Source organism: Paenibacillus sp. IITD108, from assembly GCF_036541265.1.
Taxonomy (GTDB): domain Bacteria; phylum Bacillota; class Bacilli; order Paenibacillales; family Paenibacillaceae; genus Pristimantibacillus.
In genome coordinates this window covers 67855-89451 of record NZ_JAZHCT010000003.1, presented here as the reverse complement: position 1 = coordinate 89451, position 21597 = coordinate 67855, and the positions used below count along the sequence as shown (strand labels likewise).

37 protein-coding genes are annotated in these 21597 nt (G+C 42.6%); all 37 read left to right on the top strand.

Features of this window, described 5'->3' with window-relative positions; genetic code table 11:
- Nucleotides 1–17 precede the first annotated feature (17 nt).
- The 37 genes from V1L65_RS03580 (at nucleotide 18) to V1L65_RS03400 (ending at nucleotide 21589) form a co-directional block, all read left to right on the top strand.
- Nucleotides 18–758 (top strand): RecT family recombinase, encoded by a 741-nt coding sequence (locus tag V1L65_RS03580; protein WP_331697696.1) that lies wholly within the window; start codon nucleotides 18–20, stop codon nucleotides 756–758.
- Nucleotides 739–1563 carry a PD-(D/E)XK nuclease-like domain-containing protein gene (locus V1L65_RS03575; RefSeq protein ID WP_331697695.1) on the top strand — a complete coding sequence of 275 codons (825 nt, stop codon included), beginning with the start codon at nucleotides 739–741 and terminating at the stop codon, nucleotides 1561–1563. The genes V1L65_RS03580 and V1L65_RS03575 overlap by 20 nt, the downstream gene beginning before the upstream one ends.
- A 368-nt stretch (nucleotides 1564–1931) precedes the next feature.
- Nucleotides 1932–2351 (top strand): single-stranded DNA-binding protein, encoded by a 420-nt coding sequence (gene ssb / locus V1L65_RS03570; protein WP_331697694.1) that lies wholly within the window; start codon nucleotides 1932–1934, stop codon nucleotides 2349–2351.
- Between the two features lie 17 nt (nucleotides 2352–2368).
- The gene (locus V1L65_RS03565; protein WP_331697693.1) at nucleotides 2369–2956 is read left to right on the top strand and encodes a hypothetical protein; all 588 of its coding nucleotides are present in this window, start codon (nucleotides 2369–2371) and stop codon (nucleotides 2954–2956) included.
- A gap of 41 nt (nucleotides 2957–2997) precedes the next feature.
- The gene (locus V1L65_RS03560; RefSeq protein ID WP_331697692.1) at nucleotides 2998–3156 is read left to right on the top strand and encodes a hypothetical protein; all 159 of its coding nucleotides are present in this window, start codon (nucleotides 2998–3000) and stop codon (nucleotides 3154–3156) included.
- A gap of 133 nt (nucleotides 3157–3289) precedes the next feature.
- Entirely contained in the window at nucleotides 3290–4117 is an 828-nt protein-coding gene (locus tag V1L65_RS03555) for a hypothetical protein (RefSeq protein ID WP_331697691.1), read from the top strand.
- Nucleotides 4098–4613 carry a replicative helicase loader/inhibitor gene (locus V1L65_RS03550; RefSeq protein WP_331697690.1) on the top strand — a complete coding sequence of 172 codons (516 nt, stop codon included), beginning with the start codon at nucleotides 4098–4100 and terminating at the stop codon, nucleotides 4611–4613. The genes V1L65_RS03555 and V1L65_RS03550 overlap by 20 nt, the downstream gene beginning before the upstream one ends.
- Nucleotides 4594–4836 (top strand): hypothetical protein, encoded by a 243-nt coding sequence (locus V1L65_RS03545; RefSeq protein ID WP_331697689.1) that lies wholly within the window; start codon nucleotides 4594–4596, stop codon nucleotides 4834–4836. Before V1L65_RS03550 ends, V1L65_RS03545 begins: the two co-directional genes overlap by 20 nt.
- 16 nt (nucleotides 4837–4852) lie before the next feature.
- Nucleotides 4853–5050 (top strand): hypothetical protein, encoded by a 198-nt coding sequence (locus tag V1L65_RS03540; RefSeq protein ID WP_331697688.1) that lies wholly within the window; start codon nucleotides 4853–4855, stop codon nucleotides 5048–5050.
- Nucleotides 5051–5126: 76 nt separating this feature from the next.
- Complete coding sequence (locus tag V1L65_RS03535) at nucleotides 5127–5933, top strand: DNA adenine methylase (protein WP_331697687.1); 807 nt, start codon at nucleotides 5127–5129, stop codon at nucleotides 5931–5933.
- 5 nt (nucleotides 5934–5938) lie between these two features.
- Nucleotides 5939–7366: a DNA cytosine methyltransferase gene (locus tag V1L65_RS03530; RefSeq protein ID WP_331697686.1), complete on the top strand. Its 1428-nt coding sequence runs from the start codon at nucleotides 5939–5941 to the stop codon at nucleotides 7364–7366.
- 18 nt (nucleotides 7367–7384) lie between these two features.
- The gene (locus V1L65_RS03525) at nucleotides 7385–7603 is read left to right on the top strand and encodes a hypothetical protein (RefSeq protein WP_331697685.1); all 219 of its coding nucleotides are present in this window, start codon (nucleotides 7385–7387) and stop codon (nucleotides 7601–7603) included.
- A gap of 29 nt (nucleotides 7604–7632) precedes the next feature.
- Nucleotides 7633–7860 carry a DUF551 domain-containing protein gene (locus V1L65_RS03520; RefSeq protein ID WP_331697684.1) on the top strand — a complete coding sequence of 76 codons (228 nt, stop codon included), beginning with the start codon at nucleotides 7633–7635 and terminating at the stop codon, nucleotides 7858–7860.
- A 2-nt stretch (nucleotides 7861–7862) separates the two neighbouring features.
- Nucleotides 7863–8288, top strand: coding sequence for a YopX family protein (locus V1L65_RS03515; protein WP_331697683.1), 426 nt, complete (start codon nucleotides 7863–7865; stop codon nucleotides 8286–8288).
- A 33-nt stretch (nucleotides 8289–8321) separates the two neighbouring features.
- On the top strand, nucleotides 8322–8543 hold the full coding sequence (locus tag V1L65_RS03510; protein WP_331697682.1) for a hypothetical protein: 222 nt from the start codon (nucleotides 8322–8324) through the stop codon (nucleotides 8541–8543).
- A 44-nt stretch (nucleotides 8544–8587) separates the two neighbouring features.
- Nucleotides 8588–8800 carry a hypothetical protein gene (locus V1L65_RS03505; RefSeq protein ID WP_331697681.1) on the top strand — a complete coding sequence of 71 codons (213 nt, stop codon included), beginning with the start codon at nucleotides 8588–8590 and terminating at the stop codon, nucleotides 8798–8800.
- Between the two features lie 42 nt (nucleotides 8801–8842).
- Nucleotides 8843–8974, top strand: coding sequence for a hypothetical protein (locus V1L65_RS03500; RefSeq protein ID WP_331697680.1), 132 nt, complete (start codon nucleotides 8843–8845; stop codon nucleotides 8972–8974).
- Nucleotides 8967–9494: a hypothetical protein gene (locus V1L65_RS03495; RefSeq protein ID WP_331697679.1), complete on the top strand. Its 528-nt coding sequence runs from the start codon at nucleotides 8967–8969 to the stop codon at nucleotides 9492–9494. The genes V1L65_RS03500 and V1L65_RS03495 overlap by 8 nt, the downstream gene beginning before the upstream one ends.
- A complete protein-coding gene (locus V1L65_RS03490; protein WP_331697678.1) occupies nucleotides 9487–9648 on the top strand; it encodes a hypothetical protein in 162 nt (53 codons plus the stop codon). The genes V1L65_RS03495 and V1L65_RS03490 overlap by 8 nt, the downstream gene beginning before the upstream one ends.
- The gene (locus V1L65_RS03485) at nucleotides 9638–9796 is read left to right on the top strand and encodes a hypothetical protein (RefSeq protein ID WP_331697677.1); all 159 of its coding nucleotides are present in this window, start codon (nucleotides 9638–9640) and stop codon (nucleotides 9794–9796) included. Before V1L65_RS03490 ends, V1L65_RS03485 begins: the two co-directional genes overlap by 11 nt.
- Nucleotides 9793–9969 (top strand): hypothetical protein, encoded by a 177-nt coding sequence (locus V1L65_RS03480; RefSeq protein ID WP_331697676.1) that lies wholly within the window; start codon nucleotides 9793–9795, stop codon nucleotides 9967–9969. Before V1L65_RS03485 ends, V1L65_RS03480 begins: the two co-directional genes overlap by 4 nt.
- Nucleotides 9966–10247 carry a hypothetical protein gene (locus V1L65_RS03475; RefSeq protein WP_331697675.1) on the top strand — a complete coding sequence of 94 codons (282 nt, stop codon included), beginning with the start codon at nucleotides 9966–9968 and terminating at the stop codon, nucleotides 10245–10247. Before V1L65_RS03480 ends, V1L65_RS03475 begins: the two co-directional genes overlap by 4 nt.
- Nucleotides 10244–10594 carry a BC1872 family protein gene (locus V1L65_RS03470; protein ID WP_331697674.1) on the top strand — a complete coding sequence of 117 codons (351 nt, stop codon included), beginning with the start codon at nucleotides 10244–10246 and terminating at the stop codon, nucleotides 10592–10594. The genes V1L65_RS03475 and V1L65_RS03470 overlap by 4 nt, the downstream gene beginning before the upstream one ends.
- A complete protein-coding gene (locus V1L65_RS03465; RefSeq protein ID WP_331697673.1) occupies nucleotides 10591–10800 on the top strand; it encodes a helix-turn-helix domain-containing protein in 210 nt (69 codons plus the stop codon). Before V1L65_RS03470 ends, V1L65_RS03465 begins: the two co-directional genes overlap by 4 nt.
- Complete coding sequence (locus V1L65_RS03460) at nucleotides 10797–11327, top strand: crossover junction endodeoxyribonuclease RuvC (RefSeq protein ID WP_331697672.1); 531 nt, start codon at nucleotides 10797–10799, stop codon at nucleotides 11325–11327. The genes V1L65_RS03465 and V1L65_RS03460 overlap by 4 nt, the downstream gene beginning before the upstream one ends.
- A gap of 104 nt (nucleotides 11328–11431) precedes the next feature.
- Complete coding sequence (locus V1L65_RS03455; RefSeq protein WP_331697670.1) at nucleotides 11432–11830, top strand: hypothetical protein; 399 nt, start codon at nucleotides 11432–11434, stop codon at nucleotides 11828–11830.
- Nucleotides 11827–12255 carry a transcriptional regulator gene (locus V1L65_RS03450; protein ID WP_331697669.1) on the top strand — a complete coding sequence of 143 codons (429 nt, stop codon included), beginning with the start codon at nucleotides 11827–11829 and terminating at the stop codon, nucleotides 12253–12255. Before V1L65_RS03455 ends, V1L65_RS03450 begins: the two co-directional genes overlap by 4 nt.
- Before the next feature lie 142 nt (nucleotides 12256–12397).
- Nucleotides 12398–12631: a hypothetical protein gene (locus V1L65_RS03445; RefSeq protein WP_331697668.1), complete on the top strand. Its 234-nt coding sequence runs from the start codon at nucleotides 12398–12400 to the stop codon at nucleotides 12629–12631.
- A gap of 16 nt (nucleotides 12632–12647) precedes the next feature.
- Nucleotides 12648–13157 carry a transposase gene (locus V1L65_RS03440; RefSeq protein ID WP_331697667.1) on the top strand — a complete coding sequence of 170 codons (510 nt, stop codon included), beginning with the start codon at nucleotides 12648–12650 and terminating at the stop codon, nucleotides 13155–13157.
- Nucleotides 13117–14562, top strand: coding sequence for a terminase large subunit domain-containing protein (locus V1L65_RS03435; RefSeq protein WP_331697666.1), 1446 nt, complete (start codon nucleotides 13117–13119; stop codon nucleotides 14560–14562). The genes V1L65_RS03440 and V1L65_RS03435 overlap by 41 nt, the downstream gene beginning before the upstream one ends.
- A gap of 6 nt (nucleotides 14563–14568) precedes the next feature.
- Nucleotides 14569–16269, top strand: a complete 1701-nt coding sequence (locus tag V1L65_RS03430) for a portal protein (protein WP_331697665.1) — start codon at nucleotides 14569–14571, stop codon at nucleotides 16267–16269.
- A gap of 183 nt (nucleotides 16270–16452) precedes the next feature.
- Complete coding sequence (locus V1L65_RS03425) at nucleotides 16453–16659, top strand: Acb2/Tad1 domain-containing protein (protein WP_331697664.1); 207 nt, start codon at nucleotides 16453–16455, stop codon at nucleotides 16657–16659.
- A 94-nt stretch (nucleotides 16660–16753) separates the two neighbouring features.
- Entirely contained in the window at nucleotides 16754–17548 is a 795-nt protein-coding gene (locus V1L65_RS03420; protein ID WP_331697663.1) for a hypothetical protein, read from the top strand.
- A 13-nt stretch (nucleotides 17549–17561) separates the two neighbouring features.
- Nucleotides 17562–18494, top strand: coding sequence for a N4-gp56 family major capsid protein (locus V1L65_RS03415; RefSeq protein ID WP_331697662.1), 933 nt, complete (start codon nucleotides 17562–17564; stop codon nucleotides 18492–18494).
- Between the two features lie 60 nt (nucleotides 18495–18554).
- Nucleotides 18555–18848 carry a hypothetical protein gene (locus V1L65_RS03410; protein ID WP_331697661.1) on the top strand — a complete coding sequence of 98 codons (294 nt, stop codon included), beginning with the start codon at nucleotides 18555–18557 and terminating at the stop codon, nucleotides 18846–18848.
- Between the two features lie 54 nt (nucleotides 18849–18902).
- A complete protein-coding gene (locus tag V1L65_RS03405) occupies nucleotides 18903–19463 on the top strand; it encodes a phage adaptor protein (RefSeq protein WP_331697660.1) in 561 nt (186 codons plus the stop codon).
- The gene (locus V1L65_RS03400; RefSeq protein WP_331697659.1) at nucleotides 19457–21589 is read left to right on the top strand and encodes a right-handed parallel beta-helix repeat-containing protein; all 2133 of its coding nucleotides are present in this window, start codon (nucleotides 19457–19459) and stop codon (nucleotides 21587–21589) included. Before V1L65_RS03405 ends, V1L65_RS03400 begins: the two co-directional genes overlap by 7 nt.
- The last annotated feature ends 8 nt before the right edge of the window (nucleotides 21590–21597 follow it).

Here is a 21597-nt window from a genome sequence, read left to right as displayed (position 1 = left end):
ACATGTCAAACGATAAGTTGCTTGTTATTCATAATAACCTTGAAAAATTGATAGATAGCAAGCGTGAAGCAATGCCGACGAGTTTCAATAAGACACGCTTTTTGCAGAATTGCATGACAGTGCTGCAGGATACAAAAGGCATTGAACAGTGTGATGCTACCAGCGTGGCAAGGACAATGCTAAAGGGTGCGTTCTTGGGCTTGGATTTCTTCAATAAGGAATGTTACGCCATCGTTTATGGCGGTCAAGTACAGTTTCAAACCGATTACAAGGGTGAGAAAAAGCTAGCTAAAAAGTACAGTGTTCGTGCTGTAAAGGATATATACGCCAAGTTAGTCCGAAAAGGCGACGATTTTAGCGAAGAAATAAAAGATGGTCAGCCGACCATTCAATTTAAGCCGTTAACTTTTAGCGATGACGAGATTATAGGAGCATTCGCAGTTTGTTTGTTTGAAGACGGCGGCATGGTTTATGAAGTTATGTCAACGGCAGAGATTGAATCCACTCGAAAGAATTATTCTAAGCAAGCTAATGGACAAGCTTGGACCAAAAGTCCGGGCGAAATGTACAAAAAAACAGTTTTACGCCGACTTTGCAAAAACATCGAATTGGATTTTGACACAATCGAGCAGGCGCAAGCATTCGAGGATTCCGCAGATATGGACTTTAACAAAGAAGTCCAGCCGGAAAAGTCAAAGCAAGCTTCAATCATTGATGCAGAGTTTGAGGTAGTGGCCAATGAAACTGAACAAGAGTAACTACTTTAGTTTAGATGCAGACCGTCACTATATGTCAGTTTCGCAGTTCAAGAGCTTCCTGCCCGTCTATGGCGGGTGTGAAGCTCGAGCGATGGCAAAACTTCATGGAGAATACGTGCAGAAAGAAACGGATGCCTTTTTGATTGGAAAGTATGTACATGCCTGGAATGAGGGCACACTTGCTGAATTTAAAGCCGATAACCCGTCTCTATACAGCAGCCGAGGAAGTACAGCAGGACAGCTTAAAAGTGAATTTAAGGCTGCTAACGTCATGATAGAAAAACTAGAGAGCGATTCGCTGATTATGAAGGCGTTAGCCGGACAGAAGGAAGTCATATTTACAGCTGAACTGTTTGGCCTTGAATGGAAAATCATGATTGACAGCTATCAACCAAACTTTACAGCTGCGGCAGGGATATTTACAGATTTAAAGACGACGCAAGACTTAAATAAATTGGTCTACAACAGTCTTTTGCGTCAGTATGAACATTTCATCGTCGCTTATGGTTACAACGTTCAGTTTGCAGTTTATGCTGAGATCGAGAAGCAGGCTACTGGCAGAGATGAATGGCTAATTCCTCATATGGTAGCAATCACAAAGCAAGACCCGCCAGACAAGGAATTATACCAATTTGATTATGAGGATATTACTGCTGCACTTAACATCGTACGCAATAACATTGACCGTGTAAAAGAAGTGAAAAGCGGTAAGGCATTGGCGGTACGTTGTGAGGAATGCGATTACTGCCGGTCTACTAAAAGAATTATTAAACCAAAACGCTTTGCTGAATTGGCGGTGTATTGATATGGCACGCATCGTTACGGACTTATCAAGAGATTTTTCACCATATACCAAAGAGCAGCAGACTCACAAGGTACGTATAAAGCCTACACAGCGTCAAATGGGCGATATAAGCACTAAGGTGGACAAAGAACTCAAGGCAAGGTCAAAGGGCTTCTGTGAGGTCAAGGAGCGCTGCAGGGGTGTTAAGGCGGTGCAAAGAGCACACACAAAGGGCAGGCGTACAATTCCGCACAAGACTACGGTAGACGATTTATTTCACGCTTGCCTTGATTGTCATAATTGGCTGGACCAGACTCCAGCAGGTATAAGGTTTAATCGAAAAGTGCGCGAAATAGGCACATCAGAATACTTACGTAGGAGGGATAAGCTTGTTGAATAGAGTGATATTGATAGGACGCTTGACTCGCGATCCGGAATTAAAATATACACCTGCAGGGGTTGCAGTAACCCAATTCACGTTAGCAGTAGATCGTCCTTTTACATCCGGACAAGGCGAGCGTGAAGCCGATTTTATACCAGTTGTAACATGGCGGAAGCTTGCAGAGACTTGTGCAAACTATTTGCGTAAAGGTCGTTTGACCGCCGTAGAGGGAAGAATTCAAGTAAGGAATTACGAAGGTAATGACGGGCAGCGTAGGTACGTTACTGAGGTCATTGCAGATAATGTCCGGTTTTTAGAATCTAGCAGACAACAGTCTGAGCAAAGCCCATCGCCAAACGCTCAGAATGACCCATTTAAGGACGAAGGGCAACCAATCGACATATCAGATGATTCGTTACCGTTTTAGAAAGCGTGGTGAATGCAATGGCTTGGAAAAGGAAGAAATGGTTCGATGACGTTATTGAATCTGAATTATTAAAATGCATTGATATTTTGCAGATTAATAGAATGCCTACATCCACTGAATTGAAATCAATAGGCAGAAATGACCTTCACATGGCTATTCAAAAATCAAAAAAATATAGCGGATGGGCAGAACGATTGAACCTGAAAAGAAAAATGTCAGATACATTGTTTGGTCAAACTGGAGAGGAATTGGCAGCGGAACACTTGGAGAAATCTGGTTTCAATGTTAGGCGAATGCCAACTAAACACCCTTACGACCTGCTAGTAAATGATGTCGTTAAAGTTGATGTTAAAACCGCAAAACCCTTTTTCGTGAGAGGTTCAAGAGTTCACACATTTGCTCTAAATAAACAAAACCCAACTTGTGATATTTATATTGCTCGAGCACTAGACGAATCCGGAAGTGTAGAAAGAGTTTTAGTTATTCCTAGCCACATGTTACGCATTCGAACGTTATGTATTGGCAAGGAAAGTAAATACAACAAGTATAAGGACAGATGGGATTTAATCAAGGAATATTCAAATTTCTATAAGGAAATAGTCTAGCCATGAGACGGCGCAGGAAGTTAATCATACCGGACTACTACATGCAAGACGTACCATATGACCTTATATATGACGATACAGGCAAGCTGATCGGAGAAGTTTATACATTGCCTGCATCTCTGACAAGGAGGTACATGGATGATAAACGACAAGCCGTTAACGCGGTCAGGAGTGAGCGATCGGATATGGAAACTGGCTGATGATTGCTTAGATGATTTCGAAAGGGAGGTACAGCGCTATTTTGCGCTGGCCTACCCTAAATTCACACCAGTCAAATATGATTTTACGAATAAAATTGTTTTTCTACGTGATGACAGATAGAGGGGGAGGACAGTGAGCGGATGGATAAAATTGCACAGAAAAATACTCGATAACCCTATTGTTTGTAAGGACAGTGATTATCTCGCTGTATGGACTTATCTACTGCTTAATGCAACGCACAAAGAGTATTCAGCGGTGTTCTCTGGACAGAAAATAACCTTGCTTCCTGGTCAATTAATCACTGGTAGAAAGTCGATTTCGGAGCAATTTAACATTTCCGAGAGTAAGGTTCAACGAATCTTAAAAACCTTCGAAAATGACCAGCAAATTGAACAACAAACAAGTAACAAAAACCGCATAATATCAATACTTTCATGGACTGAATACCAAGATGTTGAACAGCAAAATGAACAACCAGTGAACAACAAGCGAACAACAACTGAACAACAAGTGAACACAAACAAGAATGTAAAGAATGTAAAGAATGAAAGAATGAAAGAAGTAAAAGAGTATTCTCGCGAAACGCTCGAATTGACGAATCACCTTATCGATTTAATGCAGTTGAATAATCCTAAAGTTAAAATTCCATCCAATCTAAATAGCTGGCATGATGCTATGGATAAGATTCAAAGGATAGACAAATATGAATATTTACAAATCCGTTCCGTAATTGATTGGTGCCAAAATGATTCGTTTTGGAAAGCTAATATTCTATCAGCTCCAAAGCTGCGGGAAAAGATGGGTACTTTGATTATTCAAATGCAGAGAAATGGCGGTAATAGAAGCAAGCCATTAAGCCAGTTTGAAAAAATAATGAAAATAGCTGAACAGGAGGGAGTCGTGAACAATGAACCGAGGGGAAATCGTGAAGCTAATCACGATGTGTTCAGCGGCATATAGTAAGTGGCCGGAAGATGGGAAAGAAGAAGCAGTAATAAATCTATGGTTATCCATGTTTGGGGATGTAAGTTACGAAGTAGGAGCATGGGCGGTTACAAAATTTATAAATGAATCTGTTTTCCCCCCTACGGTCGCTGATATACGGTCGAGGATAACAGACATAACCGTAAAGGCTGTTAAATCGCCTGTAGACGCATGGGGAGAGGTTAAGTTAGCAATACGTATGTATGGTGTTTACAACGAGCGTAAGGCGCTAGAATCGATGTCAGAAACGACGCGTGATATTGTCAGAGCCATCGGGTACACAACATTATGTATGTCTGAAAATGAAATGGCTGATCGTGCCCACTTTTTAAAAGTATATGAAATTAAAGTTAAACGAGAAAGAGAAGATGCTGCTTTGATGCCTGGACTTAGAAAGGCAATCGATAGAATCCAAAATGATCAATCTCGAATGCTAGAAGGAGGTTCAAAGGGTGAAGTCATTCAAGGATGAACTTAAAGAGTTGTTAGGTACCAATCCTGTGGTAGAAGTAGAATCTCGCTCCTGTGAGGGGTGTGGAGAAAAGGTAATTGTCATGGAAGCTAATATTTTTGCAGGGCCGAGAAAAGGGGAAAAGATACAACGAGAAGTTGGATGTAAATGTTTTGAACTCGCAGAAGCCCGCCAAGCGCTCGTAAATCACAAGAAATTTTTAACTGGTGATCGATATGAATAGAACAATCATACCTAGGTTGGATTACGAGCGCGAGCGGGCCAATACAGTAAATAGTCATGTAACAAAGCGCCAAATGACCGAGGAAGAACGCGAAAGGATTTTCGGTAGTATTAAACCTTACACAGATCAAAATGGCATAGAGCGGCAACCTGGAGTGCGTCAGAGGATGGAAGAAGCTTTGTATGAACGCAGGAAGCGTAAGAAGAAATCATAACATCCAATACCCATATACGTGTATGGTTATAGACTTGGGCTTTAGTGCTGGGTCGCTGCAATTAGGAGGTGCGAAAATGAGTGTACAAAGAATCCTTCACTATCCAGGCAGTAAGTGGAGCATGGCAGATTGGATAATTAGCCACATGCCGCCGCATACGACATACTTAGAACCGTTCTTTGGATCCGGCGCGGTGTTCTTTAACAAAGATCGTGCCAAGCTTGAAACTGTTAACGATATTGACGGCAACATAACGAATTTATTTCGAATCATCAGAGACCGTAGGGACGAGCTTATTAATCTAATCCGCTGGACACCGTATTCAAGGGAAGAATACGATGCCTCCTACGAAGTGGCCACTGATGAATTAGAGAAGGCAAGGCGCTTTCTAGTTCGCTGCTGGATGGCAAGATGGGTTAAGACAAATAAAAAAACAGGATGGCGCCATGTTGTTAATTGGGATTCGCGTCCTTTATCGCCAGCTAAGGAATGGACGGAGTTGCCGGATAAAATAATCCAAGTTTGCGAAAGGCTGCAAGGTGTTCAGATTGAATGCGAGTCGTCATTAAAAGTGATTGAACGCTATCAAAAAGAAAATGTGCTAATCTACGCCGATCCTCCTTATTTGCTAGATACAAGGCGAGGAAAGATGTATGCAAATGAAATGGATGAAACCGATCATATTTTGCTTATTGAAACATTAGAGCGACATCCAGGACCGGTTATCTTATCAGGCTACGCACATCCACTGTATGACGAAATGCTGCAGCATTGGAAGCGAGATACAAAGCGAGTACAAGCGGAAGCAGGCGAAATAAGGCAGGAAGTCCTTTGGATTAATCCAGTAGCAGCAGAGTATAGTAGGCAGCTAACATTGTTTTAAAGGGGATGAAGAAATTGAATGAAATCATTGTCGATAACTTTGCTGGCGGCGGTGGAGCAAGTACAGGCATAGAATTAGCAACCGGCCGCAGCGTAGACATAGCCATTAACCATGATCCTGATGCTATCGCTATGCATGAAGTTAATCACCCGGAAACAGTTCATTATCAAGAAGATGTTTGGGAAGTTGATCCAAAGGAAATTTGTGCAGGCAGACCAGTAGCGCTGAATTGGCTAAGCCCTTCATGCACCCATCACAGTATTGCGGCAGCTGGTAAACCAAAAAATAAACAGCTTCGAGGGCAAGCGTGGTTAGCGGTAAAATGGGCTGCAACAGTTCGGCCGAGAGTTCAGATTCTTGAGAATGTAAAAGAGTTCATAACGTGGGGCCCGTTACTAAAAAACGGCCAACCTGATCCAAAGCGAAAAGGATTGACATACAACACTTTTGTTAATGCCATGCAGCGCCAAGGTTATGAGGTTGAAACAAGAATGCTGCGAGCATGTGATTATGGGGCCCCAACGAGCCGAGAACGATTGTTTATGGTCATGCGTAGTGATGGACGACCTATTGTATGGCCAAAACCATCTCATGGCGATCCGAACAGTTTGGCTGTAAAGAACGGATTGCTCAAACCGTGGAGAACAGCAGCGGAATGTATTGATTGGTCAATAGAATGTCCGTCTATATTTACTCGCAAGAAACCGTTAGTGGATAAGACACTTAGACGAATCGCTAGGGGATTACAAAAGTTTGTTATTGAATGTGATGAACCGTTTATTGTGCCTGATGGAGCTACGACAGAGAATCTTACAGATAAATCGGAATTGGTTGTCGGTTTCTTATCAAAATATTATGGAGAGGTTTCACCGAATGAAGCGCGCGGGCAAAGGTTAGACGAGCCGCTACACACTATCAGCACTGCTAATAGATTTGCCCTGATTACAAGCCATTTGGTTAAGTTTCGCGGTAATAATTATGGCACAGCAACAAATGAACCACTGCCAACCATTTCAGCCGGCGGGATACACGCTGGAGAAGTGAGGGCGCTGCTCATAAAGTATTATGGCGAAGGTATTGGTCAAAGCCTTAACGAGCCACTTCATACTATTCCGACAAAGGATAGATTCGGATTAGTCCTTATTAAAGGAACGCCATACCAAATAGTCGATATAGGATTTCGTATGCTGGAACCACACGAATTATTTCAAGCACAAGGTTTTCCGCTATCATATCAGTTCGCTTGGGATTGGATTAATAAAAATAAAATAAGTAAATCCAGCCAGGTTGCTCGTTGTGGAAATAGTGTGCCGCCGCAGTTCGCGGAAGCTTTAGTAAGGGCTAATCTGCCTGAATTATGTACTGGATCAGGCAATGCATTGACATTTGAACGGTATTCAGAAGCCTATGGGCAGCTTCAATTATCAATGTAAGAAAAGGAGGGTATTCTAATGCAACGATTAGTGCAAAGAGCAATGATAAACGACGAGCTAATAACCTTTGATTTTATGGTGGGAGATATTGTGAAGGATAAAGGAAGTGGGCCTAAAGGGGTTATTACTCAAGTAGATAATCCATTCGTGTATATTGATTGGATTGATGAAGAAGTGAAAAAGCGACGTGGTTCAAGATGGATGGTTAGTGGTGTAGAGTACGCAAAGGAAATGTGAGAGTAGTGTGATACATGGGAGGGAACGGAATGAATGAATGGATAAAAATAACTGAAAAAATGCCGCAGCATAATGAAGCCGTTTTGCTCTATTTTGATGATGGCGAAATTGCGAATGGTTACTTAAAAATCTATGATGGCGTGTTGTCTGAAACAATCAAAGGTGGCATTGTCTGCAAGTATAAAGAAGCAACCCACTGGATGCCGCTCCCTGAGCCGCCAGTTTCCAAGCATGAAAATAAAGCGGGGGAGGAATAACCATGCGTGAATACAGAGGTAAGCATATTGAAACAGACGAGTGGATTTACGGCTATCGGATTGGTAGTGATGTTATTGTTGGTGACATTGTAGAGTGGGACAACGAGTACTTTTGTACAGAGTTTTGGTGCAAGGTCGATCCCTCAACAGTAGGGCAGTATACAGGTCTAAAGGATAAGAACGGCAAGGAGATTTATGAGGGGGATATAATGGATTACTTCGCTTACGTGATGTGCCATGAACGCCGTGAAGGCATTGTTTGCTTCGATAGAAACAAATGTACTTACAAGATTGTTCCTTACGATATGTACCGCTTAAATGCTGGAAACGGTAGTTACACTGGTCATGCATTTGATTCAACGATATGCGCTAATTCAGAAGTCATCGGTTCCATCCATGACAATCCTGAGCTGCTGGAAGCAGAGTAGACACATATTGCGAAGGAAGGAGTAGTGCTTAAAGTGAAACTGTCAGAAGCAATTGAAAAAAGAGAACAAGTATTAGCTAGGGCGCAATCAATGGAAAAATGGTTTTTAGAGCAAAGGTTTAATAAAGACAGCATGATGCCTAAAGATCATAAATTAACTACCGCCATTCAAAATGTAGTTGATAGTATTTACGAGGATTGGAATGTGTTGAACGATAAAATTAATAATGTGATCGGTGAAATGGTAATCGAGTAGGTTGTTGCACAATTCGACGAAACTATGAGGGAGGAATCACCTATATGAGATTACAAGATGTTATTATAGGTAAATTTTATCAACACAAGTCTACACCAAATTATGCATATGCAAGGGCTATCGACAAGTTAAAGCCAAAAGAGCGAGAAAACATTAATAACTATGCGGTTGTAAAGTGTCAGTGGTCGGTAGATAAATCTGAAGATTTCGGATTAATTAAATATTTTAGACCAAGTGACCTTGTAGAAGAAAAGTAATAATAAACAGCACAGCGATAGATAAAAGGAGGATGGTGCTATATGAGTGACTACCGATGCCAATTATGTGGCGATCCAATGAAACACTGGAATCAAGGCATATATGAATGTGAAGACTGCAATCAAATGATTGACGGAGCCATTCTTGAAGAGATGGAGGATGACTATGAGTGACTACATCAGCAAGCAGTCTGCTCCACTAGGAACAGAGGTTTTGAGCGATCAACTGATTGATGAAATACAACAACATGCTAAAACAGCTGCGGAGAACGTTTTGCTAAGGGGAGAAGCTGCAAGGCTGCGGTCGGCATTGGAACGAATTCATTACCTCGTACTGACTGACTTAGATGTTTTTGAAAAGTTGGTTAAGCAGATCACAACCGAAGCCCTCTCAGGGGATACAGAACCAGTAGGGGCGCAGATACGAGAGACAGTACAATGGTTTGCTGAGCAGATGGAAATGAAGTTGCGGGAAAACGACCATAAAGGCGGTTGGGAAGAATGTTCGTTAGACTGGTTGTATTCTCGCTTATGTCAAGAAACAAAAGAATTATGGCGCAGCATCGATCATCCAAGCACATACAATATGGTCGCCTTAGAAGCCGCTGATGTTGCCAATTTTGCAATGATGATAGCAGATATTGCACGTAAGCTTGCTGGGAGCAATAAAAAGGGGGAAAAGGCTAATGAATGAATCATCTTGGAAACAAGAAACGGTTTGGGTAGCTAGGGATGAACACGGCCGCATTATCCGAGTGCAAGACGATGATCCAGCAGCTGTTGCATTAAGTGCTGAATGGTTAATCCAAACAGCTAGTACAGGGGAGGGGAAAGAGAATGCTAGATAAGGAGAAACTATTAGAGTGCCTACAAGATGAAGTTAACTGTTATGAAGGTGCTACAGACGAAAGAAGTAAAGTCATCGTGGAGATGAATCAGTCTCTTATTGATGAAATTAACTCAGGTCGCTTTGATACAGGGGAGGGGAAAGCATGAGCAAGCAACTTATGGATCAAAACAAATTAAGTCACCAAATGGTCATTGCTGGATTGTGCGGAATGGTTGAAGATGACGGACTGACAATGCATCAAGCGTTTGAAGTACTGGAAGATATAAAACGGCAAATATTTCCGGCACTGATGGAAATGCAGAGGGAGAGGAAGGCATGAACAAGTGGAAGGGGATTGCTTTAGAGTCACAAGGTAGAGTTGAGGAACAACAACGAGAAATACAGCGCAGCTATGAAATCATAAAAGGGCTGGAAGAAGAAAATGTCGCTTTAAAAGCCGATCGTGACGACTTTAAGCATGGGCATATCATGCTGCAGAAAGAGAATGCAGTTATGAAGAATTATCTTTTGGAACTTCAAAGGGTCACGCCGTACGCGCTAATACGTGAACAGATTAGCCATATACTTGCTGACATATCCAAGGAGGCTACCCAATGACATACACAAGAGAGCAGATACTGGCTATGGAGCCGGGAAGGGAATTGGACAAGATAGTGTCTGAACATGTAACAAAATATCAATCTCTTACTACACATTTGAATGCCGACGGAACATTCGGATACTTACCGAATTACTCAACCGACATAGCTGCAGCGTGGGATTTGTTAAAAGAAATTAACGAGAAGGGGCTTGTGTGGAGAATAGAAGGAGCAAGGGTGTCTGTGTTTGACCCATATGTAGGCAGTCCGGCAGATGATGGCTCATTAGTGCACTATGAAATCATAGGTAGTGGAATAGCTGACACAATCTGCAAAGCAGCTCTATTGGCGGTGCTTGATCTATGACAAATAAACAGGCAAGAGTGTATAACGCATTAGTAGAGTACATCAAAACAAAAGGTTATGTACCATCAATAAGGGAATTGGCAAGTTTACTAGGTTACAAAGCGCCATCTAATGTGCATAGATTGCTTAAGTCGTTGGAAGATAAGGGATATATAAAGCGTGTAAGTGCAAGAGCAATAGATATTATGGAGCGTGATAAGGTATGAGATTTGTTGGTATAGATCCATCGACCAAAACAGGACTTGTCATATTGGACAAGCACGGCGAGATTGTAGACACCATGGAAATTACATCAGAGCGCAAGGACCCTCAAAGGATGGTAGAAATAACGGAAGATGTTTTATTCCAGTTGGAGCCTAATGACATTATTGCTATTGAAGGATTTGCATATAGAGCAAGTGGCAGCGCTATAAGCCTGCAGTACGGGCTAGGTTGGGCAATGCGCATGGGTATGTTCCAGCGCAGCCACAACTATATTGAGATAGCGCCAACGCAGCTTAAAAAGTTTGCTAGCGGCAAGGGGAACACCAAGAAGGACGAGCTGGCCGTACACATATTTAAACGCTGGGGCTTTGAACATCCAAGCGATAACGTAAGGGATGCATTTGTATTGGCTCAAATCGCATTTACGATGCAGGGGCATATAGCAGTGCAGCTTACAAAAGCTCAGTCTGAGGTTATCCAGGCAATAAAGAATCCAGAGCCGAAAAAGAAGAAAGGCAAGGTATCTTGATTGAAAAATGACAGAAAATTAAAAATACAATTGGCTGTAGCCTTTGTATGTGCGCTTCTCATTGCCAATGAATCGAACGTACGCTCTTATAAGGGGTGAGAACAATGATATATCTAACACAAGCTCAAGAGGACCTGTACAACATTATCAAAAATAAGCCGGGCATAATGTGGTCCGAGATGGCGGCAGCGTATAACCGCAAAAGCACTTCGGAAATGATAAAAATCCTTGTGCAAAAAGGCGCGATCCGGAGAAAGGGAACACGCTCGAAATATCGATACTACACAGTAGACATTGAGTACAAGATCCAGGACAGAAGAAACAGGGGAAACGACTGTGCAGACCCAATAGCAATCATGCATCGGAATGCAGTGTTTACAGCAGCGCAGAGACGATATGTTAAATCGAATAAGGACAAGCCTAGAACGCAACTAGCCAAAGAATTAGGCATGTCCAAACTTGAATTTAACAGCGCCATGGAGAAGATAGGAGGGGCGACATGAGTAATCAAACTAAACTTAAACGAGGAACATTCCAGCACATAGAGAGCGAACTGTACGCTTATCACGATACACGTAAAGAAATAGTGCGGCTTAAGAACGAAATACTATACGGCAAGGGTAACGAGGACGAAAACACCGGCGGCGGGCGGAGCAGCCTGCCAAGCGATCCGACAGCAAAGACAGCAATCATGTTAACGAGTCACAAACATCTTGAACAGTTGCAAAACATAACCGATGCTATAGAGTCTGTATATAATCGGCTGCCAGAGGATAAGCAGATGTTAATTAAGCTAAAGTATTGGACAAAGCCGCAAAAGTTATCATGGGATGGTATAGCAGATAGTATATTTATTAGCCGTAGACAAGCATTCAGATGGCGAGAGCAGATCGTAATGATGATTGGTGAAAAAATAGGTTGGAGGTAATTGGCACTTCGATGGCACTTTAAGTCTTACAAATCATGTTACTATGATATTGTGCACTAATAGGGATCGGGGATATCTCGATCGTTTAAGGGTCGTCCAATATATGGGCGGCCTTTTTCCAATTCCAAAGGAGGTATGAATTTTGATAGAATGGGCGTTAATATTTTCGATGTTGATAAACAGTGCAGTCTTGTTTGTTACTATGCGCAACCAAGCGGCCGAGCGTAAGGATATGTTAGATAGGTTGATGAGCAGTGACCTGGTAGAGTACAAGGAGCTTACAGAGCCAGTCCCGGCGTCTGGAGCACCAGTGTCGTTGACCGAAGAAGAAGAATGGATTAAAGAAATAGAAATGATGAATTCAGCGCGGAATTGAGAACGGGGTGAATGTGATGAAAGGAGAGCGCAAGACTAAATATCATACACACGTCGAGCCCAAGCTCCTGCTGATTGAAGCATGGGCTAGGGATGGAACAATAGACGAGGATATAGCCAAGAAACTTGGAGTTGCTTATTCAACATTCAAACTTTATAAGGATCAGTATTCGGCTCTTTCGGACGCCTTAAAAAAAGGAAAAGAGGTTGCCGACATTGAAGTTGAGAATGCTTTGTTTAGACGAGCGTTAGGATACCGCTATGACGAAGTTACTTATGAGGATGGAGAAGAAACTAGACGGGTGACTAAAGAAGTGCAGCCGGATGTGACGGCTCAAATATTTTGGCTTAAAAATCGTAAACCTGTTGAATGGCGTGATAAACAGGAAATTGAACATAGCGGAAAGATGCAACATGAGGTTGCTTTAGAGGGGTTGAGTGACGATGAACTCCGAGAACGTATTGCAACAGAGGTTGCGGCAATTAATGATTTACAGGCAAGAGTTGCAGCGCCGAATAAAGGATAATGGCATAGCGTACTATCACCCACATACAAAACAACGAGAGTTTCATCGTTCTACTAAACGTAATCGTTGGATGTTCGGCGGAAATAGGACAGGTAAGACAGTATCAGGTGGCGCAGAAGCGGTCTGGTATGCTACTGGCACGCATCCTTACAAGCAAATACCTATACCCAATAGAGGATGGGTTGTGTCACTTACAAACGAAGTGCAGCGTGATGTGGCTCAACGAGAAGTTCTTAAGTGGCTTCCGAAAGATCAAATTAAAGACGTTCAGATGCGCCAAGGCAAGAAGGATTCTCTTGATACTGGGATTATTGATTTTATCGAACTGACAAATGGATCAATAATTGGTTTCAAGTCATGCGATCAAGGTCGGGCTAAGTTTCAAGGAACGTCGCAGCACTGGATATGGTTTGACGAGGAACCGCCTGAAGATATATATAAAGAGTGTAAAATGCGTGTTGTCGATACTCGCGGTGATATGTGGGGAACAATGACACCGTTACAAGGTTTGACTTGGGTATACGACGATATTTATATAAACGAAATACAAGATCCGGCCATACAATATTGGCTCATGCAATGGGCTGATAACCCTCACTTACATCCAGAAGAAATAGCGGCACTTGAAGCTACTATGACGGAAGATGAGCGTGAAGCTAGGCAATACGGTAAGTTTGTCGCTATGTCTGGACTTGTTTATAAAGAATTTAATGAGGACATACACGTTATTGATCCTTTCGACATTCCGCATAGTTGGTATGACAACATCAGTATTGACCCTGGACTAGATGCGCCACTTTCTGCGCACTTCTATGCGGTCGACCCATATCAAAACATTTATGCTATCGAGGAACATTACCAGGCTGGTCAGTCCGTTGAATGGCACGCTGGGCAGTTGCATGCAATTGCCACTCGTTTAAATTGGCCTATACGGAATGGTAAACTTGAAGCCTTGATAGACAGTGCAGCTAATCAACGCACACTAGCTGCAGAACGTACTGTAACAGAGTTGTTTTATGAACATGATGTGTTAGCTGATACAGGGGTAGAAAAGGACGTCTGGACAGGCATACAGCGCGTTAAACAATACTTGAAGCTTCGGGAACACCCACAGGTCGATGTATGGCCGCGCGGGAAACCGAAGCTTTTTATTTTCCGAAACTGTGTAAATATGATTCGCGAGATCAAGTCTTATCGATGGAAACCTGAGGGAGACAAGCCAATCAAGAAGAATGACCACGCGATGGACGATCTTAAGTATTACGTCATGAGCAGACCTGATTTAGTTTTGGGCGGCCCGTCTGAACAAAACGCAATGAGCCATGAAAAACAACTTAATCAAGATCATCTACCAGAAGCGCTAAGAGATGATTATTCAAGTAGTGCAGGTTGGCATGATTACTAATAGGGGGTGAGAAAGCTGACAGAGCAAGAAGAATACCGCAAGATTGTTTCTGACTACCGTACATCACAGTCGGCAATGGCTCAATATCATGCGGATTGGCGAGAGTTTGACGCTTACTATTTGGCTGAACAATGGTCAGCGCAGCGAGCGAGCTGGCGACCTGATCCAGTAGTTAACTATATCTCGTACGTAGTCGATCAAAAGAAGCCACAACTCACGAACAACAGGCCTACAGGCATCATATTGCCAGTAGCTGCAGGCGATGAGGAAGCGGCGCATCTGTTTACTCAGGTGACTGACGTTGTTGCTGATAGGGTTGATTTGGATAGCGTGGTAGACGAGGTTGTACAGACTGGCTTACTGCTTGATGTAGCATGGTTCTATGTGTATTGGGATAACAGTCTTTCCGGTGGATCGCTGGAACGTAAGAACATTTGGAAAGGCGACGTTGTTGTTGAATCAGTGGATCCAGCAAACATATACTATGATCCGCAGGCAGTAGACATCGAAGATGCCAGGTACGTCATATATGCAGTGCCTAAGACAACACAATGGGTAAAGGAGAAGTTCGGCAAGGATGTTAAGCCTGACGGCCAACAAAGCTTTGAAACAGAGATATATGACCGACCGGGTACGGAGCAAGCGAAGGATAGAGTTATGTTCTATGCTTACTGGACGCGTAAAAACGGAAAACTTAATGTCACTTATGCAGCAGGGGAAAAGATACTCAAGAAGGTTGAGGGAGTATACAAGCATGGGCGTTATCCATTTATACCGTTTGTATCTAAAAAGCGTAGGAAATCTATTATCGGAATAGGCGAGCCGCGAAACATCATCAATAACCAGAAGCTACTTAACAAGCTAATTGAGATGCCAACAACATCAGCATTGCTTACGGCAAACCCGATTGCACTAATTAATCGTAAATCAGGTATTAATAAAAACCATTGGGTGAGTAAGCCTGGCATGGTATGGGAAGTGGCAGACGATCCTGGCAAGGCTGTGTATTGGTTACAACCTCCGCAATTCCAAGGTGATGTTTATAAGCTGACTGATATGCTGACGTCTTACATTGAGAAGATTGGTGGCATATACGATGCTCTCACAGGAGAAACGCCGAAGGGCGTAACGGCAGCTTCTGCAATACAGTTGCTGCAGGAACAAGGCAGTATTCCGATCAAAGGGATTGCACGTAATCTGTATTCGTCGCTTAAAGAGGTGTACAAGCAGATTATCGAGCTGGTGAAAGAGTTTTATACCGAAACAAGGTACATTCGTATAACCGGTGAAGAAGGTGGTACTGAGTTTGTGCAGTTCCAGGCAGCGCAATATGCCGACGTTGATTTCGACGTGAAGGTATCGGCTGGACCATCTACGCCAATGAGCCGGGCATACATCACGCAGTTAGCGGACGATCTATTCAACAAGCAGTTGCTTCTGGGTAGCGAATATGTTGATATGCAAGAAGGTCTGCCGAACAAGGACAGGATTGTCGCTCGTTTACGGGAGATGGAGAGCCAACCGCCGCCACCTGAACAGCCGCAACAGAATGCCTTGCCAGGAGCTGCTCCACAACAGATGCCGACCGTTGATGACATATACGCACAGGCGCCGCCGCAGTTGCAGCAAGAGATTGATTTAATGCGAGAGCAGGGAATACAAGACGATCAAATACTGCAGACGCTCATGCAGCTTCTTAACCAATGACATGGCTAAACGGATTGCTGTCCAAACATATCTTACTTGTAGCGAGTGCGGAAATATCTTCCCTATGTTTCGGAGAGTTGGGAGACAGAAGAAGGCAGGACATATAAAACATGTATGGTGTTATAAGTGTAAGGTGGTAACCGCGCATATCGAGCGTAAACTATAGAAAGGAGGATAAAGTATATGAATCTTGCAATAGAAAACAATTTTAGCTACCATGCTCCTAAAGAGGGTCAGCCTGCCAAGTACGAAGCAATCAGGGCTAAAGCGAAAGAACTTGCTTATTTAATTGACAACGCAGTTCCTAAGTCACGCGAACAATCGCTTGCAATGACTAACTTGGAACAAGCAGTGTTTTGGGCAAATGCGGGAATAGCAAGAAACGAATAACGGGCTGTTGGTGAGAATCCAGCAGCCTATTTTCATGCAATAAAAATATCGGCGTTGAGGGTAGAGTTGCGCCGCCTACCGGGAGGAAATGAATATGAGATGGAATTGGATGACCCCCCTGTTTAATGCAGATGGGGATATTGGTGCTGCATCAGAAGGTGCAGATATAGTAACGGAGCAGTCAAGCGTTGAGACAGGTGCAGAGTCCCCGGCTGATGGGAGCGCCCCAGCAGCAGCTTCGAGTGGTAGTTCGGTTGATGTAACCCAACAGGAGTCGTTTGCAACAAGACTTAAGCAGGAACGTGAGAAGCTTGAGCAACAGTATCAGCCTGCAAAACAACACGCAAGCAGGGTAGAACAGATAGCAAAAGCAGCTGGTTTCCCTTCTGTTGAAGAATACCTTGATGCTGTGGACGCACAGTTGAAAGAGCGAGAGGCAGCAGAAGCGGCCGAACGTATGCAAGTTGATCAGGAAACGTACAACAAATTTTTCGCGCCAGTTCACGAAAAATTGACTAATGCCGAAAAGGAACTTCAACGACTACAGCAAGCGGATCTTGAGCGGCAGATAAGAGCTGACTATGAGCGCTTGTCGACGCAGTATCCTGATTTCAAAGATCATGAGGATACTATATGGGCACTAGCTACAGAACGCCGTTTACCGCTAGAGGATGCATATAAGCTCGTATCCTATGATTCGCGCATAGCAGCAGCCAAACAAGAAGCAGAACAACAAGTGCTGGCAAACGTAACTGGCAGAGATCAGAAGCAAGTACTCTCAGGTAAGGACCAGGGAGCCAATACAACGCTCGACCCAAGTAACATGAGCCTGTCGGAAATCGCAGCAATATCAGCTCGTGTGCAGCGCGGTGAGCGTATAACATTATAAGGAGTGACGATATATGACAACACAAGTAACAACTCAGGCGAGTCTATCGCCTACAATTCAAACGTATTATGATAAAAAGCTTTTGGCGCGTTTGCTGCCGATGCTATTCCATATGAAATGGGCGCAAAAAAGACCCATTCCTAAAAACGGCGGTAAATCAATCAACTTCCGTCAGTTCACGCCGCTTTCCCATGCAACAACGCCTTTGACTGAGGGCGTAACGCCTGCAGGCAACAGCCTGACGATCACAGAAATCGATGCGACACTAGCGCAGTATGGTGACTTCATTGAGATTTCGGACATACTCGATATGGTTGCCATTGATCCGGTGCTAGACGAGACAGCCGATCTACTAGGCGAGCAGGCAGCGCAGACACTTGATGTTATTGCGCGTGACGTATTAGCTGCGGGTACAACAGTACAATATGCCAATGGGAAGCTGAGCCGAGCAACGATTGCTGCTACTGACGTTTTAACGGTACTGGAGATTCGTAAAGCAGTACGTACACTTAAACGTAATAACGTGAAGCCTATTGATGGCCGTAACTACGTTGCTATTGTTGAGCCAGGTTCTACGTTTGATCTTCAAAGCGATCCGAAATGGGAAGAAGCTGCGAAGTACGGTAAACCGGAGCAGTTATTTGACGGTGAGATCGGCCGCATCTTCGGAGTTCGCTTTGTTGAAACTTCACTTGCTAAAATCTTTGCAGGGGCTGGGGATGCTGGCGCAGATGTAGCTGCAACACTTATATTCGGTAAAGATGCCTACGGTATGTCTGATGTTGAATCAAGCGGAGCTGTAAAGAACATCATCAAGCCTCATGGTAGCGGAGGTACAAGTGACCCGCTAAATCAACGGGCAACAAGTGGTTGGAAAGCTACTTTCGTTGTAAAAATCCTTGAGCAGCTCGCAATGGTTCGTATTGAGCATGGTATCAGCGAATAATTAAATAATACAAGGAGCAGTCCTTAAGGGCTGCTCTTTTAATTTGAGAGGGGAATAAAAATGTCAGATGAAAAACAACCACAGCAAACGACACAGGTAACAGATGCAGCATTGGATAAAGCAGCACTAACGATCGGGCAGCAATTGAAGAAGCAGAAGAAGGTAAAAGTAAAGCTTTATCTCTCTGTCGAAGATCGCCAGAAACTAGAGGCTGCTGAAAAGGCAGGCAAAAAGGTTAAATGGCCTTTTGAAACAGTAAGCATTAATGGGTATACGTTCCAGATTCAGCGCGGTAAAGATGTTGAGGTTCCAGAAGCTGTATATGAAGTTTTGAGCAACGCAAACATCATCTAACGTTGAGGGGCGTACGATCGCCCTTCTTTTTATTTTCGAAAGGAGGGCGACGGTATGTTGCTCAGCGAGGCAGTAGAGGAAATACAAGAAAAAGCACCTAACTATTTATCAATGGAATCGATCATCAGAAAAATAAGCCAAGTTCGCAACCGGCTAATACGTACTTATGGTCAAGCGGTTGTACCTATGCAGATGGATTTGTTACAGGGAGTTCCAAACTATCCATGGATCTATCCAGCAGGCAGCATCGTAAGTGTGCTGGTAAACGGGGTTAAATGGCCGTATGCACAACTTAACTCGTTGGCTAAAGCAAGATACTATTATCTATTGGATGGTAGCATAGGGCTTAGCCAGGCGCCAGAGGAAAGCGTCACGCAAGGGTTGACAATCCTTTACAACAAAGCGCTTGTTCCACTAACGGTTAATGATTTGAATAGTGAAGTTGGGTTTGATGTGGATTATGACGCGCTAGTAGTATACGGCGCTTTAAAGGACATGACGACAGGATCAGAAGCAGCAGAATACGCCGCTAAATATAACGATATGCTAACCGATTACTTAAGGGCTTCTACATCACCAGAAGCCCACACAATTGTACCGGGGGTGGAATGGTGAGCATTGTAAATGATATCAATTGGAAACAGTGGACTAGCGAGCAAGCCGGAGAGCAGGCTCAGGTAACGTATGAAAAGTACAAGAAGATAAAGAGTTTCCAGGATGTTGGGTATCTCTTAACTTATTATGTCGTAAGCGGCGGGGAAGTAACGAAGAACTTTAAACGCAATGACATGATCGATGTGACGGACATTGTTGCTTCCTTAGATGACAATATCCTTTCTAGGGATGGTATGAGTTTTGAAACGGGGATACCAAATACAACCTATTATTTGGATTTTAACAAGGATGGTGACTGGCACTGGGGTACAATGAATGCTCCAGGAGAGACAGAGGAGGATTTCCTTACTATCGTTGAAGTTGCCACAGATGAATTAGGAATGGTAAGTCTTATTGTTGATAAGCGCGGACATGTGGGTGGCATGCGCCTTAAGGATGATTTTGGTTTAGAAGAATATGCGAAAAAAGAAATTGTTGATGAGCAGTTAGAGGATATTACTCATGTACTTAACAATGCCTATAAAAATGCAAATTATTTTAATAACAACGATGGCAAATGGTACGTAGATGAATCATTTACAACGTTATCAGATGATGACACAGATATAATACAACAAGCAATCAACAAAGCTTATGGCGGATCACTTAAGATACCAAAAGGAAACTATAAAATTAACCCCTTAGAACTTTCAGTTGAAACAGCTCTAATGAACAGAACAGGACTGTTAATCGAAGATTCAATCAATTTGTTTTTTGATGATGCTACCTTTGTTTGTGATGCTCAAACATACAATTCCGGTTACTATTTTTTAACTATTTACAATGCTAAAAACGTAAACATTTCTGGAAAGGCACTGTTTATCGGAGATAGATTTAGTCATGTTGGTCCTGGCGAGTGGGGGCACCTTATAGTAATACGAGGCAGTAGTGACGTTTATGTAGGTGATGGAATTTACCTTAAAGATGCATTTGGAGATTGTGTTGTGATTGGCGGATCGCAGCCCGCGACAAATGTACGTATTCACAATGTTGTGATGGAGGGTGGACGCAGGCAAAACTTAACTATCGGATCTGGATCTGAAATTTATATAGAAAATTGTCTATTTATAAAAAATGGCGATGATACATCTAATACAAACCCTAAAGCGCATATTGATGTTGAGCCAGATGATATAAATACGCAACTTAAAAACCTGTACTTTAGGAATTGTACATTCAATTCAACGATGACGACTTATAACAGTCCAGCAATAGTCTTTAGTACAGCTCAATTAACCACCATCACGGATACTGTTATGATAGCAGGTTGTGTATTTAATAATAATAATGGTGATATTCTGGTTAACAAATGCAAAAACGTTATTATTGATGGAAATATTGACACTGGGATGTACTCTGGTAGTTCCTGGATAGATTCAATCGGTGTCATATCCTGCGAAAATGTAACAATTTCAAATAATATTATAAACAGTTCCACGTATGGCGGGATAAGTATTAAAACGTCATCAAAGGTCAACTGTAATAATAACTATATCTCAAATACAGCCTTACAAAGTATTGAAGTATTGTCATCAAGCGAAATACAAATTGTTAGTAATCGTATAAAAAACAGCGGCACAATCGGAAATGCGAAAAATAAAACTAATATATTAATAGAGTTGAGTAGTAAATGTATTGTTAATTCTAATGATTTAGGATTTGGATTTTACAATATATATTTATTGTCAACTACGGATGTAATGATCTGCAACAATCTCATACATGATTTCCAGCGTGATTCTATATATCAACAGACAAATAATGCAAAGATAAGAATTGAGGGAAATAATTTTTATAATCTTGGGGCGTATTCAAGTAGCAAAGTTTTAAATGTAGAACAAGATTCTATTATCAAAGCGACGATAACGAATAACGAATTTTCGCTTGGAACTGGCCTTGGTGATCGAATTATTTGGTATACAACAACTTCTGCAAAAGATTCATTTATTTTATTTATTAATAATATAGTGCGAGATATTGGCGCTATGGCGCTTTCTGGGTCGATTCCTGTTAATAATGGCTACGCATTAAATAACATCACAGCAACTGGCACTGATGACGGAATAAATATAGTGCGCACTTCATAATAAGACGA